Consider the following 12,681-nt stretch of genomic DNA (forward strand, 5'->3'; position numbering starts at 1 on the left):
CAGCATGAAACAAATGAGACGCCTCATCAGTTCCACCTGCGGCAATGAGCGCCCGACAAATTGCCGCCGGAATGGACCGCCGGTCTTGACTTCGGGGGGCAATCATCCGACTTCAATGCAACAGCAATATGGAGCAGAACCATGAGCGAAACCGCACAGACGACCGTCGACCAGAGCGAAGTGGATCGCTTCTCCGCGATGGCTGCGGAATGGTGGAGCCCGACCGGCAAGTTCCGCCCGTTGCACAAGTTCAATCCGGTGCGGCTCGAATATATCCGCAACCGCATCTGCGACAATTTCGGCCGCGACCCGAAGGCGCACCGCCCGCTGGAAGGGCTGCGCATATTGGATATTGGCTGCGGCGGCGGCCTTCTCTCCGAACCCGTTGCGCGCATGGGCGCGGATGTGGTGGGCGCCGATCCCTCGGAAAAAAATATCGGCATCGCTTCCACCCACGCCCGCGAAAGCGGGGTCAGCGTTGACTACCGCGCCGTGACCGCCGAACAGTTGCAGGAAGCTGGCGAGACCTTCGACGTCATCCTCAACATGGAGGTGGTCGAACATGTGGCCAATGTCGATCTCTTCGTCACCACCTGCGCAAAAATGGTGCGACCCGGGGGCCTGATGTTCGCCGCCACCATCAACCGCACGCTCAAAGCCCGGGCACTGGCAATCTTCGCCGCCGAAAACGTGCTGCGCTGGCTGCCGCGCGGCACGCACCAATATGAAAAGCTGGTTCGCCCGGAAGAGCTCGAGAGGCCGCTGGTGGCAAGCGGTATGGATATCATCCACCGCACCGGCGTGTTCTACAACGTGCTGCAGGACCGCTGGAATCTTTCACCTGACATGGAGGTCAACTACATGATGCTGGCGAAAAGACCGGCGCAAGGCTAACGCGGGGCGCTATGTGAGTGATGTCGTTCTAAAGAAATTCAGTTGACGTCATCAGGCAAGACCGGCAGCGGCGCGATCTCTATACCCTCATCCAGCAGGGCCTTGGCTTCCTGCGCAGAGGCATTGCCGATGATGCCGCGCTCATCCGCTTCGCCATAATGGATCTTGCGCGCCTCTTCGGGAAATTTATCGCCGACATCCTCGGCATTGGCGCGGATATTGGCGACAGCCTCGCGGATTTTCGCCATCGCCTCTTTCCTGGCCGTATCCATGGCGAGCGTCTGGCGTTCGTCTTTCTTGCGGGCGGTGGAGACCGAGGGCGCCATCAATAGCTTGGAGACCTGCACGGAATTGCAGACCGGGCAGGACAGGAAACCGCGCTGCAACTGATTGTCGAAATCGTCGCTACCGGCAAACCAGCCTTCAAACTCATGGCCCTTTTCACAGGCCAGCGCATAACGGATCACGCCGCTTCACCTCCGGCAGGTTTCAGGGGAATGACGGTGTCCAGTCCGAACTCGCGAGCATTGCGCAGATTGGGAATCTTGCCACGCGCAGCCGCGACCAGCGACGTGTCGATCTCGGCGAAGATTATCTCTTCTCCAGCGCCGTCGGCAATGGCCAGAACCTTGCCCCAGGGATCGATGATGATGGAATGGCCAAAGGTCTCGCGCCCGTCCTCATGCACGCCGGCCTGCGCGGCAGCAATGACAAAAGCGCCATTTTCAATGGCGCGGGCGCGCAGCAGGATCTCCCAATGCGCCTCCCCCGTCTGCCGGGTGAAAGCCGCCGGAACCGTCAGAACCTCGGCGCCAGCAAGTGCTTCAGCGCGAAAAAGCTGCGGAAAACGGACGTCGTAACAAATCGCAAAGCCGAATTTCGCCAGTGGAAGTTCAGCGATACGCGCCACCTCGCCGGGTTGATAAGCAGCGCTTTCGCGCCAGCTTTCACCATTGTCGAGATCGACATCGAACATATGGATCTTGTCATAGCTGCAGATGCGCGAACCATCCGGCGCGAAGAGAAAACCGCGATTGGCGATCTTGCCATCCGGCCGGGCAATCGCGGTCGAGCCGACATGGACATGAATGCCGAGTTCGCGGGCGAGACGCGCGGCCGTCGCAACGATGATATCGCCATCGTCATCCTGCAATTGCGCACGCAACGCCTGCCTGTCCTTCTGGATGGCGCCCGTCATTTCCGGGGTCTGCACATAAACGGCGCCCTCGGCTGCAGCCGCCCGCACCAACCGTTCCATATCGGCGGCGTTTTTTGCCGGGTCGACGCCGGAACGCATCTGAATGGCGGCAGCCTTGAAACTCATCATATCCTCCATGCCCGCAAATCGGGCCGATCAGGCGGCCAGCAGCACGTCCAGTTTGCCGGCGCGCTCCAGCGCGTGCAGATCATCACAACCGCCCACATGCTCGCCATTGATGAAGATTTGCGGGAACGTTGTACCACCTGATTTCTCGATCATTTCCTGCCGGTATTCGGGCGTCGTCGTGGCGTTATATTCGGCGTAATCCACGCCCTTGCTGTCCAGCAGCGCCTTGGCGCGCGCGCAATAACCACAAAAATCCCGCGTATAGATCGTTACCGGTGCCATGTTTTCAAAGCCCTCGCAAACGTGCGGTAAAACGCACGATAAAGTCATGTCATTCAGGTTTCATATAGGGCCGGAAATGGCCATTGCAAAGGTCAAAACCGTCACATCCACGGCACCGGCCTTGCGCAGGGCGCGGCTTGCCGCACCCACCGTCGCACCTGTCGTATAGACATCATCCACCAGCACCACGCGCTTGCCATGGACATCGGTTTCCCGGCCGGGCGCGAGCGCGAAAGCGCCGCGCACATTGTCCTGTCGGGCAAGTGCCGAAAGCCCCACCTGCCGCTCGGTCGGCTTCACGCGCAACAGCGTGCCGGCAAGCAAGGGCTTGCCGGCGGCCTTGGCCAGATGCCGTGCCAGCTCGGCGGATTGATTGAAACGGCGGCGCAGGAAACGGTGCCGATGCAACGGAACGGGCACGATGCAATCACAGTCACCCACCGTTCCGTCACTTGCCCTCAGCATCCACAGCGCCATCAGTCGGGCGAGATCGGTCCGGTCCTGATATTTCAGCCGGTGCACGAGCTTGCGGGCGGTTCCCTCATGGCTTGCGACGGCACGCAGCCGGTCAAAGGGCGGCGGTTCGGCAATGGCCCGCGCGCTCACAAAACCGTCTCCGTGATCCCGCGCGAAGGGAACGCCCAGAACCTCGCAAAAGGGGCGATCGATAAAGCCCACATCCCGCCAGCAATCCGCGCATAAGGCACCCTCGCCGCCGGTCATGCGGGTGCAGCCCGCGCAGGTTGGCGGGTAGACCATACGGAAGAGCGCGCGCCACATGTCTCCCGCTGCCGCCGGCACGGCCGCGGACTTCGATAGCAACGCCGAAAACAGACTTTCACCAGCACCCATGAGGTTGACTTTACCGCCGAACGGGTGCCTTTGCGAGAGCGATAGTTCCATCCCGTCACCGGGAGAACGATGCCCGCAGCGGCATGACAGTAACGATACGGCCCGCCGATCCCGAAGGCGTTTGAGGCCGAGCAGGCAAGACGATGGATATTCTCTTTGACCAGGCCCTAATCGAACAAAACCGTCACCGGGCGTGGGCCAGACGCGATGACAAGGCCCTGTTTCTTCTCGATATGGCGGCCGAAGAACTGGCCGACAGGCTCGCCATCGTCGAGCGCCAGTTCGAGACCGCGATCGAACTTCATGGCGGAACCGGCGTCACCGCCCGACGCCTGGCGGAGACCGGCAAGGTCGATACTATTCGCCGTATCGAAACCGAGAGTTCTTTTGCGACGGATGCGAATATTCCCGAGGCCGCTTCCATGGAGCATCTGCCGCTTGAGGAGGCCTCCGCCAATCTCATCGTCTCACCACTTGCCCTGCATCTGACCAACGACACCCCCGGCGCGCTGATCCAGATCCGGCGGGCATTAAAACCGGACGGCCTGTTTCTCGGCGCCATTCCCGGCAGCGGCACCCTACAGGAGCTGCGCGATGTGCTGCTGACCGCAGAGGCCGAACTGACCGGGGGCGCAAGTCCGCGTGTCATTCCCTTCGCAGATGTGCGCGATGTCGGCGCGCTTTTGCAGCGCGCCGGGTTTGCGCTTCCCGTTACCGATGCGGAAAGCTACACGGTGCGTTACGATTCTATTTTTCCGCTGATGCGGGACCTGCGCGCCATGGGCATGGCCAACCCGCTGGCAAGCCGCAGCAGAAAACCGCTCAACCGCGCCTTTTTCCTGCGCGCAGCGGAGCTTTACGCCGAGCGCTATTCAGATCCTGACGGGCGGATAAGGGCGACATTTTCCATTATTTACGTATCAGGCTGGGCCCCGCACGAAAGCCAGCAGAAACCGCTAAAGCCCGGCTCCGCCAAGGTGCGGCTTGCCGATGCCTTGAAGACAACAGAGGTGAAGCTGTCCTGAGCGATCAGCCCTACAGGTTCGACTGGGCAAAAGTATCTACGATGAACTGAAACACGGCATTGATATTGCTGCTGATGTTGCCTGCGCCAGCGATGAGGGCGGCGGAGAGCAGCCCCACGATCAAGCCGTATTCAACGGCTGTCGCACCGTCTTCGTTTTTGCAAAAATTGATAAAAAAATGCAGCACAGGATATTCCCCATCCACCGGTGCGTTCCGACAACCGGCATCTGCCCTGTTGAAATCAACACTATCCTAGGTCGGCGATGTGAGAAATCCGTTACCGTTGATGGTAAACGATCAGCAACCGCTCTCGTTGCTGTAACCCGTGACCACGCAGGGCATCTCCGGCATCGGCTGGGTGATGCTGCGACGAATGGAATAGGTCTTGCCGGCATCGGTCTTCTTGATGGAGCCCGTGCTGATCATGTCGTAATTTTCGGGAAACTGCGCCACGCGCGTGGAAGATTTTCCGGCAAGCATGGGGGTGATGATCAGGGAAAGGGCGATAACCGCCGTGCCAAAAAGCAGCGCCACATTGAGCACGCCGGTGCGACGGGATTTGTTGGAATACAAATGACGACCTTCCACCGTCTTCCAGAAATCCTCGTTCATGACCAACCTCGTCTCGCGCAGTTTACCGCTTCTTTAGCTTAACAATCTGCCAGAGGGTGCTGAACGATCTCTTAACACAGCCCCGTTTTGGTACGGCAAAGCGCTGGCAACAGGGCATTTTCACGAAGCTGTGACGGGATGACCTTACAAGGGCGGATAGATCCTCGGGACAGGCCCGAGGATGACGTCATATTGAGGCGAGACAGCCTCGCACTCGACAACTACGTTACTCGACAGGCTGATCTTTACCCGATCGCGCGCAAACGCCACGCCGCCAGCTTACAGCAGATCCTGCAGGAAAGGGATGAGCGGCTCATCGGCCGGCGGCATGGGGTAATCGCGCAGAGCTTGCGGCTTTACCCATTTCAGCGCCTGCCCTTCCCGGCCATGCGCAATGCCCTCATAACGGCGGCACACGTAAAGCGGCATCAGGAGGTGAAAGGTCTCATAGGTGTGGCTGGCGAAAGTCAGCGGTGCAAGGCAGGCGACCTTGGTCTTGATGCCCAGTTCTTCGTCCAGCTCGCGGACAAGGGTTTCCTCCGGCGTCTCGCCGTGCTCCACCTTGCCGCCCGGAAATTCCCACAGGCCGGCAAGCGACTTGCCTTCAGGACGCTGCGCCAGAAGGATGCGCCCATCCTGATCGAGGAGCGCACAGGCGGCGACCAGCAGAATTTTTTTGCCCGCTTCGCTCATTTTTCGTCAACCTTGCGCCAGTAGCGATAGAGGTAGGCATCGGTGAAACCGAATTTTTCATAAAGCGCGATTGCGGGCACATTTGTCGAGACGACCTGCAACCAGGCGCTTTTGGCACCGCTGATCCGTGCCCAGCGCAGCGCCGACGCCAGAATCTGCGTACCGAGGCCCTTCTGGCGCTGCGACTTGTCAACGTCGAGCGACAGGATGCCGGCAAGATCGTTATCCTGCACGCAGATCACAGTCGCAAGCGGGCTGCCTTCAACTTCCTCGTTGATGAACAGGCCGAGCGTCGGCTTGATCGAACTGACGATTTCCGCAATCGCCGACCGCTGGGCCGGGTCGCTATCGCTGACCTTGATGCTCGCCTCGACAAAACGGCCGATATCGTGGCTCGGCAGGCTGACCAGCGTTTCCGGCAGTTCCATGCCGGTAAGATCAGCCGTCATGACCCTGACCTCTTCGACCATGGACCAGCCGTCCTTGACCAGAAAGTCCTTGAGTTGCGGCGGCATCAGCGTCGTTTCACGCACCACCAGCGGACGGCCGAAATCCTCGAAGCGCTTGCGTGCCTTTTCCAGCCGCACGGCGCTGTTTCCGTAGTCGGAAGGGTCGAGCGGCACCACGCAGTTGATCCGCTTGGAGGGATGCGAGCCTGTGAGGCGGATTTGCCAGCTGCCGTCATAAATCACCGACGAGGCAGGCCATGCCCGGAAGCTGACGGCTTCCAGACGGCGAACCAGCGGCAGATTGACGGCCTTGTTGTCCTGCATTCTCTTCGGCTCCAACGGTCAGCTCCGGTAGTCGCCGTTGATCGCAACATATTCCTTGGTGAGATCACAGGTCCAGACGGTGGCCTTGCCCTGACCGAGACCAATATCCACCTTCACCGGAATGTCTTCGAGACGCATCACCGCGGTCGTCTCCGCTTCCGAATAATCCGGATCGCGCTCACCATTCACGGCCACGCGCACGCCGCCGAACCAGATCGCGAGACGGTCGCGGTCTGCCATTTCGCCGGATTTGCCGACTGCCATGACGACACGGCCCCAATTGGCGTCTTCGCCGGCAACCGCGGTCTTCACCAGCGGCGAATTGGCGATGGAAAGGGCGATCTTCTTGGCGGCGGCATCGTTTTCCGCGCCAGTGACAGTGACTTCCACCATCTTGCGCGCGCCTTCGCCGTCGCGAACAACCTGCAGGGCCAGATCCTTGAGGAGATCGTTGAGAGCGACGCGGAAGCCGGCAAGGCGCTCGTCGTCGGCGCTCGTCACCTTCACCTGGCCGTCTTCAGCTGCCGCACCCGTGGCAAACAGCATCAGCGTGTCGGAGGTGGAGGTGTCGCTGTCGACCGTCACGGAATTGAAGGTCGGGCCGACACCGGCCGAAAGCAGCGCCTGCAGGGCTGCCGGCTCAATGTCCGCATCCGTCACCACGAAGGAGAGCATCGTCGCCATGTCGGGCGCGATCATGCCGGCACCCTTGGCGATACCGTTGATGGTAACGATGACGCCGCCGATTTCGGCAGTGCGGGTCGAAACCTTGGGATAGGTATCGGTCGTCATGATCGCCTTGGCGGCTTCCTGCCAGAAATCGGCTTCGGCCATACCGTTCATATCGCCCAGAACACCGGCGAATTTGGTGGCGTCCAGCGGCTCGCCGATCACGCCGGTCGATGCCAGAAATACCTCGTTTTCGGAGCAACCGACGGCAGCGGCGGCGGATTTCGCCGTCAACTCGGTCGCTGCCTTACCCTTGACGCCGGTAAAGGCATTGGCGTTGCCGGAATTGACCACCACGGCACGCGCCACGCCGCCGCCGAGATTGGCGCGGCAGAAATCAACCGGGGCAGACGGGCATTTTGATTTGGTGAAGACGCCGGCGACACTTGCCGGCGTGTCGAACACCATCAGCAGAACATCCGTGCGGTTCTTGTATTTGATGCCGGCGGCGGCCGTCGCCATGCGAACACCGCGCAGCGCGGGCATGTCGGGATAGGATTTCGGAGCGAGCGGGGAAACGGCAACGGACATGGGAAGCGCCTGAAATTCTGGAAAGGAGGATCTGGGAATGCCTGAGATGAAACGGGGCGGCCCATAGCCGCCCCGTAACCTGAATTTTTTACTGCTGCGGCTGAGCCTGCTGTTCCTTCGAGGCTTCGTCGTAGCCCTTCTTCAGCGTCTCATCCATGATTTCGATCTTCTGGTCAGCCTTTGCCTTCTCGATGAGGGCAACGTACTTGTCACGCATGACAAGCTGACGAACCTGCGGCTCAACCTGCTCGAAAGCCGGCGGCGGGGCGATGCGCTTGTCTTCCAGCTTGATGATGTGGAAGCCGAACTGGGTCTTCACCGGGGTCTTGGTGTAAGCGCCCTTTTCGAGGCCGAAAGCAGCTTCTTCGAATTCCGGAACCATGCGGCCCTTGCCGAACCAGCCGAGATCGCCGCCGTCATCCTTGTTGGAATCGGTCGACTTTTCCTTGGCGAGGGCTGCGAAATCCTTGCCCGAATCAAGCTGCTTGATGATGTCTTTCGCTTCGTCCTCGCTGGCGACGAGAATATGCGCGGCCTTGATTTCTTCTTCCTGCGGCAGGGCTGCGACTTCCTTGTCGTAGCGCGCCTTCACCTCGTCATTGGTGACGGCCTCGACCACATGCTTGCGGAAATAGGCGTTATGCAGCTCACGGTCCTGGATGAATTCCATGCGCTTCTTGAAATCTTCAGTCTTTTCCAGACCTTCGGCGCTGGCGTTCTTTACCAGAAGCTTGACGTCGATCGCGCCGGAAAGGGCTGCGACCTTCTTCTGCTCGTCGGGAAGCTGCGCGAGCTGCGGGTCGAGGTTGCTCATGGCGAGGTCGAGTTCGGACTGGTGGATTTCCAGATCGCCGACCTTGGCGACAACCTTGTCTTCCTGTGCGAAAGCCGGAAGCTGGAGGCCGAGCGTGGCCACAATCACCGCAGCCGCAATTTTATTATAGCGCAACATTTTGAACCTTTCGGGGACAATGCCGGCTCCAGACATGGTTTCCGGCTCTGAAAAAACTTCCAAACACCGGATTGTGGCCATTCTGTAACGGGCAGAACCGTTGACATCATTTGCCCCCCCTCTTATCTGTCACGCAACCTCGCGTCCAGATACGTTGAAGGGCGAAGTCCGTCATTTGTGCTGAAAACAGCGTGACGGAGAAAAGCGCCCGGCAAAACGGAATTTCAGAAAGGGCCAGTAAGATGGTCAGTCTCGGCGGTATAGCCCGCAAGTTGTTCGGTTCGGCAAATGATCGCCGCGTCCGCTCCTATAAAAGCAAGATCGCAGCCATCAATGCGCTGGAAGAGGCCACCAAGGCGCTCTCAGACGAGGCGCTGGCGGCCAAGACCGCCGAGTTCCGCCAGCAGCTGGCAGACGGCAAGTCGCTGGACGACCTGCTGATCCCGGCTTTTGCCGTGGCCCGCGAAGCATCGCGCCGTGTTCTCCACATGCGTCCCTTCGACGTGCAGCTGACGGGCGGTATGATCCTGCACGGCGGCGCCATCGCCGAAATGAAGACCGGTGAAGGCAAGACGCTGGTGGCAACGCTTGCGGTCTACCTCAACGCGCTCGCCGGCAAGGGCGTGCATGTCGTTACCGTCAACGACTACCTTGCCCAGCGCGACGCCGCCACCATGAGCAGGCTTTACCGCTTCCTCGGCCTCACCACCGGCGTCATTGTTCACGGGCTGGACGACGACCAGCGCCGCGAGGCCTATGCCTGCGACATCACCTACGCGACGAACAACGAACTCGGCTTCGATTATCTGCGCGACAACATGAAATATGACCGCGCGCAGATGGTGCAGCGCGGCCACAACTACGCGATCGTCGACGAAGTCGACTCGATCCTGGTCGACGAGGCGCGCACGCCGCTCATCATTTCCGGCCCGCTGGACGACCGTTCCGATCTCTACAACACCATCGACGCCTTCATTCCGCTGCTGGCACCAGAAGATTACGAGATCGATGAGAAACAGCGCTCGGCCAACTTCTCCGAAGAAGGCACCGAAAAGCTCGAAAACCTGCTGCGGCAGGCGGGTCTCCTGAAGGGCGAATCGCTTTACGACGTCGAAAACGTCGCCATCGTCCATCACATCAACAATGCGCTGAAGGCCCACAAGCTCTTCACCCGCGACAAGGACTACATCGTCCGCAACGACGAAATCGTCATCATCGACGAATTCACCGGCCGCATGATGCCCGGCCGCCGTTATTCCGAAGGTCAGCATCAGGCTCTCGAAGCCAAGGAAAAGGTGCAGATCCAGCCGGAAAACCAGACGCTTTCCTCCGTCACCTTTCAGAACTACTTCCGCATGTATGAAAAGCTGGCCGGCATGACCGGTACGGCCTCGACGGAAGCGGAAGAATTCGGCAACATCTACGGCCTCGACGTCATCGAGGTGCCGACCAACCTGCCGATCCAGCGTATCGACGAGGATGACGAGGTTTACCGCACCGGCGAGGAGAAGTTCCAGGCCATCATCACCGAGATCAAGGCGGCGCATGAACGCGGCCAGCCGGTTCTGGTGGGTACGACCTCCATCGAAAAGTCCGAGCTTCTGGCCCATATGCTGCGCCAGTCCGGTTTCTCCGACTTCCAGGTTCTGAACGCTCGTTACCACGAGCAGGAAGCCTATATCGTTTCGCAGGCCGGTGTTCCCGGCGCCGTCACCATCGCCACCAACATGGCCGGCCGCGGTACCGACATCCAGCTCGGCGGCAACGTCGAGATGCGTCTGGAGCGCGAGCTGGAAGGCATGGAGCCGGGTCCGGAGCTTGACGCCAAGGAAGAGGCCATCCGCGCCGAGATCAAGGTGCTGAAGGAAAAGGCGCTTGCCGCCGGCGGTCTTTATGTCATCGCCACCGAACGCCATGAAAGCCGCCGTATCGACAACCAGCTGCGTGGTCGTTCCGGCCGTCAGGGTGACCCCGGCCGTTCGAAATTCTACCTGTCGCTTCAGGATGACCTGATGCGCATCTTCGGTTCCGAGCGCATGGACAGCATGTTGCAGAAGCTCGGCCTGAAGGAAGGCGAAGCGATCGTCCATCCGTGGATCAACAAGGCGCTGGAACGCGCCCAGAAGAAGGTCGAAGCCCGCAACTTCGAGACCCGCAAGAACCTTCTGAAATATGACGACGTGCTGAACGACCAGCGCAAGGTGATCTTCGACCAGCGTCTCGAGCTGATGGAAGCCGACAATATCGGCGAAACCGCAGCCGACATGCGCCACGAAGTCATCGAAATGCTCGTCACCAAGCATGTTCCGGAAAATGCCTATGCCGAACAGTGGGATATTGCAGGCCTCAAGGCCGGCATCGCCCAGTTCCTGAACCTCGACCTGCCGGTAGAGGACTGGGCCAAGGAAGAGGGCATCGCCGAGGACGATATTCTCCAACGCGTCACCGAGGCCGCCGACAAATACGCCGCCGAGCGCGCGGAACGTTTCGGCCCCGGGATCATGACCTATGTCGAACGTTCGGTCATTCTCCAGACGATCGACCATCTGTGGCGCGAACATATCGTCAATCTCGATCATCTCCGTTCCGTCGTCGGTTTCCGCGGTTATGCCCAGCGCGATCCGCTGCAGGAATACAAGGCGGAAGCCTTTGAACTGTTCCAGGCCCTGCTCGCCAATCTGCGCGAGGCCGTTACCGCCCAGCTGATGCGTGTGGAACTGGTGCAGCAGGAACCGCAGCAGCCGGAACTGCCGGAAATGACCGCGCATCACCTCGACCCCAATACGGGCGAAGATGAAATGGCGCAGGGCATGCAGCCCACGCCCGTCAATTTCGTGCCGGCCGAGGAACGCGATCCGAACAACCCCACCACCTGGGGCCGTATCGGCCGCAACGAAATGTGCCCCTGCGGCTCCGGCAAAAAATACAAGCACTGCCACGGCGTTTACGAACAGGCGTAAGGCGCTTGTTGTCAGCCTGAAATCAATCGCCCGTAACCCGCGTTACGGGCGATTTTGTTTGGGCCGGGCCATTGCCGGTGTGCCGGCTGTTGACTGGTCTCGGCGCTTTCCATAAGGGAGCCTGATCATTTTCTGGAAACTGCTTCCATGGCCCCTCGCGATCTCGCTGCCTATATTTTTCTCGCGCTCGCGTGGGGAGTTTCTTTTCTGCTGCTTTTACAAGTCGTAGCAGCCTTCGGCTGGATCGGCGCCGTCACGCTTCGTTCACTCATGACCGCTGCCGCCCTCTTTCTCATCGCACGGACGGTGCGTCGAAAGCTGACATTCTCGGCCGGCTGGCGCGCCTTTACGGTTGTCGGGGCAACAACGGTCGCGGGGCAATTGATCGGCCTGTCCTACGCCACACCCCAGATCGGCACCGCCATGGCCGCCATATTGGTGGCGACCATTCCGCTTTTTTCCATGCTCATCTCTCAGCTATGGGGTATTGAGCGTCTGACGCGTCAGGGCATTGCCGGTCTCGTTATCGGTTTTGCCGGCATCGTCCTGCTTGTCGGTTTCCCCGCCGTTCCAGTTACAACCACCTTCATCATCGGCTGCGCCGCTGCTGTCGCCGCCTGCATCTGCGCGGCCTATGGCAGCAATTTCGCCAGCCGCCACCTGAAGGGCGTAGGTTCCTGGGAAATCACCATAGGCTCATTCCTGACAGGCGGCCTGATGACCCTGCCGCTTCTCTTCGTGGTCCCATTGCCGAGAACACCTGATCTCATCGATTACGGTTATCTTTTGATACAGGCGGTGGTCATGAGCGGCCTTACCTACATCACCTATTTCAAGCTGGTCTCCTCGATCGGCGCAACCAAAGCGATCAGCGTTGAATTCGCCGTCACCGTCGTGGCGGTTCTCGTCGGTGCTTTGGTGCTGGATGAGCCGCTTTCGCTTCCCCAGCTTTTCGGCGCCGGCATCATCATTTTGGGCTGTGCGCTGGTCCTTGACCTTATGCCCAAGAAAAAGGCTCCACCCACCCCTTCCGGTGCGTGAAGAGTTTAT

Annotated in this window: 14 protein-coding genes; 4 read left to right on the plus strand and 10 right to left on the minus strand. The window is 59.9% G+C overall.

Features of this window, described 5'->3' with window-relative positions:
• Positions 1-141 precede the first annotated feature (141 nt).
• Positions 142-894: a bifunctional 2-polyprenyl-6-hydroxyphenol methylase/3-demethylubiquinol 3-O-methyltransferase UbiG gene (gene ubiG, locus QRN60_RS17000; protein WP_003507037.1), complete on the plus strand. Its 753-nt coding sequence runs from the start codon at positions 142-144 to the stop codon at positions 892-894.
• Between the two features lie 38 nt (positions 895-932).
• On the opposite strand, the gene QRN60_RS17005 is transcribed toward ubiG, so the two are convergent.
• From QRN60_RS17005 to QRN60_RS17020, 4 genes are read right to left on the minus strand one after another with little or no spacing between them, the layout of a single operon-like run.
• Positions 933-1,361, minus strand: a complete 429-nt coding sequence (locus QRN60_RS17005) for a DUF1178 family protein (RefSeq protein ID WP_003507039.1) — start codon at positions 1,359-1,361, stop codon at positions 933-935.
• Positions 1,358-2,218, minus strand: a complete 861-nt coding sequence (locus tag QRN60_RS17010; RefSeq protein ID WP_112293321.1) for a carbon-nitrogen hydrolase family protein — start codon at positions 2,216-2,218, stop codon at positions 1,358-1,360. Before QRN60_RS17010 ends, QRN60_RS17005 begins: the two co-directional genes overlap by 4 nt.
• 30 nt (positions 2,219-2,248) lie before the next feature.
• Positions 2,249-2,503 carry a glutaredoxin 3 gene (gene grxC, locus QRN60_RS17015; RefSeq protein WP_060724909.1) on the minus strand — a complete coding sequence of 85 codons (255 nt, stop codon included), beginning with the start codon at positions 2,501-2,503 and terminating at the stop codon, positions 2,249-2,251.
• A gap of 60 nt (positions 2,504-2,563) precedes the next feature.
• Positions 2,564-3,355 carry a ComF family protein gene (locus QRN60_RS17020; RefSeq protein WP_112293320.1) on the minus strand — a complete coding sequence of 264 codons (792 nt, stop codon included), beginning with the start codon at positions 3,353-3,355 and terminating at the stop codon, positions 2,564-2,566.
• 143 nt (positions 3,356-3,498) lie between these two features.
• On the opposite strand from QRN60_RS17020, the gene QRN60_RS17025 reads away from it, so the two are divergent.
• The gene (locus QRN60_RS17025) at positions 3,499-4,380 is read left to right on the plus strand and encodes a methyltransferase domain-containing protein (protein WP_003507048.1); all 882 of its coding nucleotides are present in this window, start codon (positions 3,499-3,501) and stop codon (positions 4,378-4,380) included.
• 10 nt (positions 4,381-4,390) lie between these two features.
• Here QRN60_RS17025 and QRN60_RS17030 read toward each other — a convergent pair whose 3' ends face one another.
• The 6 genes from QRN60_RS17030 to QRN60_RS17055 all read right to left on the minus strand — a co-directional run bounded on the left by QRN60_RS17030 (position 4,391) and on the right by QRN60_RS17055 (position 8,671).
• Entirely contained in the window at positions 4,391-4,585 is a 195-nt protein-coding gene (locus QRN60_RS17030; RefSeq protein ID WP_003507050.1) for a Flp family type IVb pilin, read from the minus strand.
• A 93-nt stretch (positions 4,586-4,678) separates the two neighbouring features.
• A complete protein-coding gene (locus tag QRN60_RS17035) occupies positions 4,679-4,993 on the minus strand; it encodes a hypothetical protein (protein WP_003507052.1) in 315 nt (104 codons plus the stop codon).
• 279 nt (positions 4,994-5,272) lie between these two features.
• Entirely contained in the window at positions 5,273-5,686 is a 414-nt protein-coding gene (gene mutT / locus QRN60_RS17040; protein WP_020012084.1) for an 8-oxo-dGTP diphosphatase MutT, read from the minus strand.
• Positions 5,683-6,459, minus strand: coding sequence for a GNAT family N-acetyltransferase (locus QRN60_RS17045; protein WP_020808897.1), 777 nt, complete (start codon positions 6,457-6,459; stop codon positions 5,683-5,685). Before QRN60_RS17045 ends, mutT begins: the two co-directional genes overlap by 4 nt.
• Before the next feature lie 18 nt (positions 6,460-6,477).
• Entirely contained in the window at positions 6,478-7,719 is a 1,242-nt protein-coding gene (gene argJ / locus QRN60_RS17050; RefSeq protein ID WP_080864808.1) for a bifunctional glutamate N-acetyltransferase/amino-acid acetyltransferase ArgJ, read from the minus strand.
• Positions 7,720-7,807: 88 nt separating this feature from the next.
• Positions 7,808-8,671, minus strand: a complete 864-nt coding sequence (locus tag QRN60_RS17055; RefSeq protein ID WP_112278460.1) for a peptidylprolyl isomerase — start codon at positions 8,669-8,671, stop codon at positions 7,808-7,810.
• A gap of 242 nt (positions 8,672-8,913) precedes the next feature.
• Here QRN60_RS17055 and secA point away from each other — a divergent pair, with 242 nt between their 5' ends.
• Together secA and QRN60_RS17065 are read left to right on the plus strand one after the other, a co-directional pair.
• Positions 8,914-11,631 (plus strand): preprotein translocase subunit SecA, encoded by a 2,718-nt coding sequence (gene secA / locus QRN60_RS17060; protein ID WP_284765936.1) that lies wholly within the window; start codon positions 8,914-8,916, stop codon positions 11,629-11,631.
• A gap of 147 nt (positions 11,632-11,778) precedes the next feature.
• The gene (locus QRN60_RS17065) at positions 11,779-12,672 is read left to right on the plus strand and encodes a DMT family transporter (RefSeq protein WP_080864806.1); all 894 of its coding nucleotides are present in this window, start codon (positions 11,779-11,781) and stop codon (positions 12,670-12,672) included.
• The last annotated feature ends 9 nt before the right edge of the window (positions 12,673-12,681 follow it).

This window comes from Agrobacterium sp. CFBP2214 (assembly GCF_030209895.1).
GTDB lineage: Bacteria > Pseudomonadota > Alphaproteobacteria > Rhizobiales > Rhizobiaceae > Agrobacterium > Agrobacterium radiobacter.

Excerpts from the sequence above, each read along its gene's own strand:
- ubiG (WP_003507037.1), top strand. The coding sequence starts at position 142 with ATGAGCGAAACCGCACAGACGACCGTCGACCAGAGCGAAGTGGATCGC.
- QRN60_RS17010 (WP_112293321.1), bottom strand. The coding sequence starts at position 2,218 with ATGAGTTTCAAGGCTGCCGCCATTCAGATGCGTTCCGGCGTCGACCCG.
- grxC (WP_060724909.1), bottom strand. The coding sequence starts at position 2,503 with ATGGCACCGGTAACGATCTATACGCGGGATTTTTGTGGTTATTGCGCG.
- QRN60_RS17020 (WP_112293320.1), bottom strand. The coding sequence starts at position 3,355 with ATGGGTGCTGGTGAAAGTCTGTTTTCGGCGTTGCTATCGAAGTCCGCG.
- QRN60_RS17025 (WP_003507048.1), top strand. The coding sequence starts at position 3,499 with ATGGATATTCTCTTTGACCAGGCCCTAATCGAACAAAACCGTCACCGG.
- QRN60_RS17035 (WP_003507052.1), bottom strand. The coding sequence starts at position 4,993 with ATGAACGAGGATTTCTGGAAGACGGTGGAAGGTCGTCATTTGTATTCC.
- mutT (WP_020012084.1), bottom strand. The coding sequence starts at position 5,686 with ATGAGCGAAGCGGGCAAAAAAATTCTGCTGGTCGCCGCCTGTGCGCTC.
- QRN60_RS17045 (WP_020808897.1), bottom strand. The coding sequence starts at position 6,459 with ATGCAGGACAACAAGGCCGTCAATCTGCCGCTGGTTCGCCGTCTGGAA.
- argJ (WP_080864808.1), bottom strand. The coding sequence starts at position 7,719 with ATGTCCGTTGCCGTTTCCCCGCTCGCTCCGAAATCCTATCCCGACATG.
- QRN60_RS17055 (WP_112278460.1), bottom strand. The coding sequence starts at position 8,671 with ATGTTGCGCTATAATAAAATTGCGGCTGCGGTGATTGTGGCCACGCTC.
- secA (WP_284765936.1), top strand. The coding sequence starts at position 8,914 with ATGGTCAGTCTCGGCGGTATAGCCCGCAAGTTGTTCGGTTCGGCAAAT.
- QRN60_RS17065 (WP_080864806.1), top strand. The coding sequence starts at position 11,779 with ATGGCCCCTCGCGATCTCGCTGCCTATATTTTTCTCGCGCTCGCGTGG.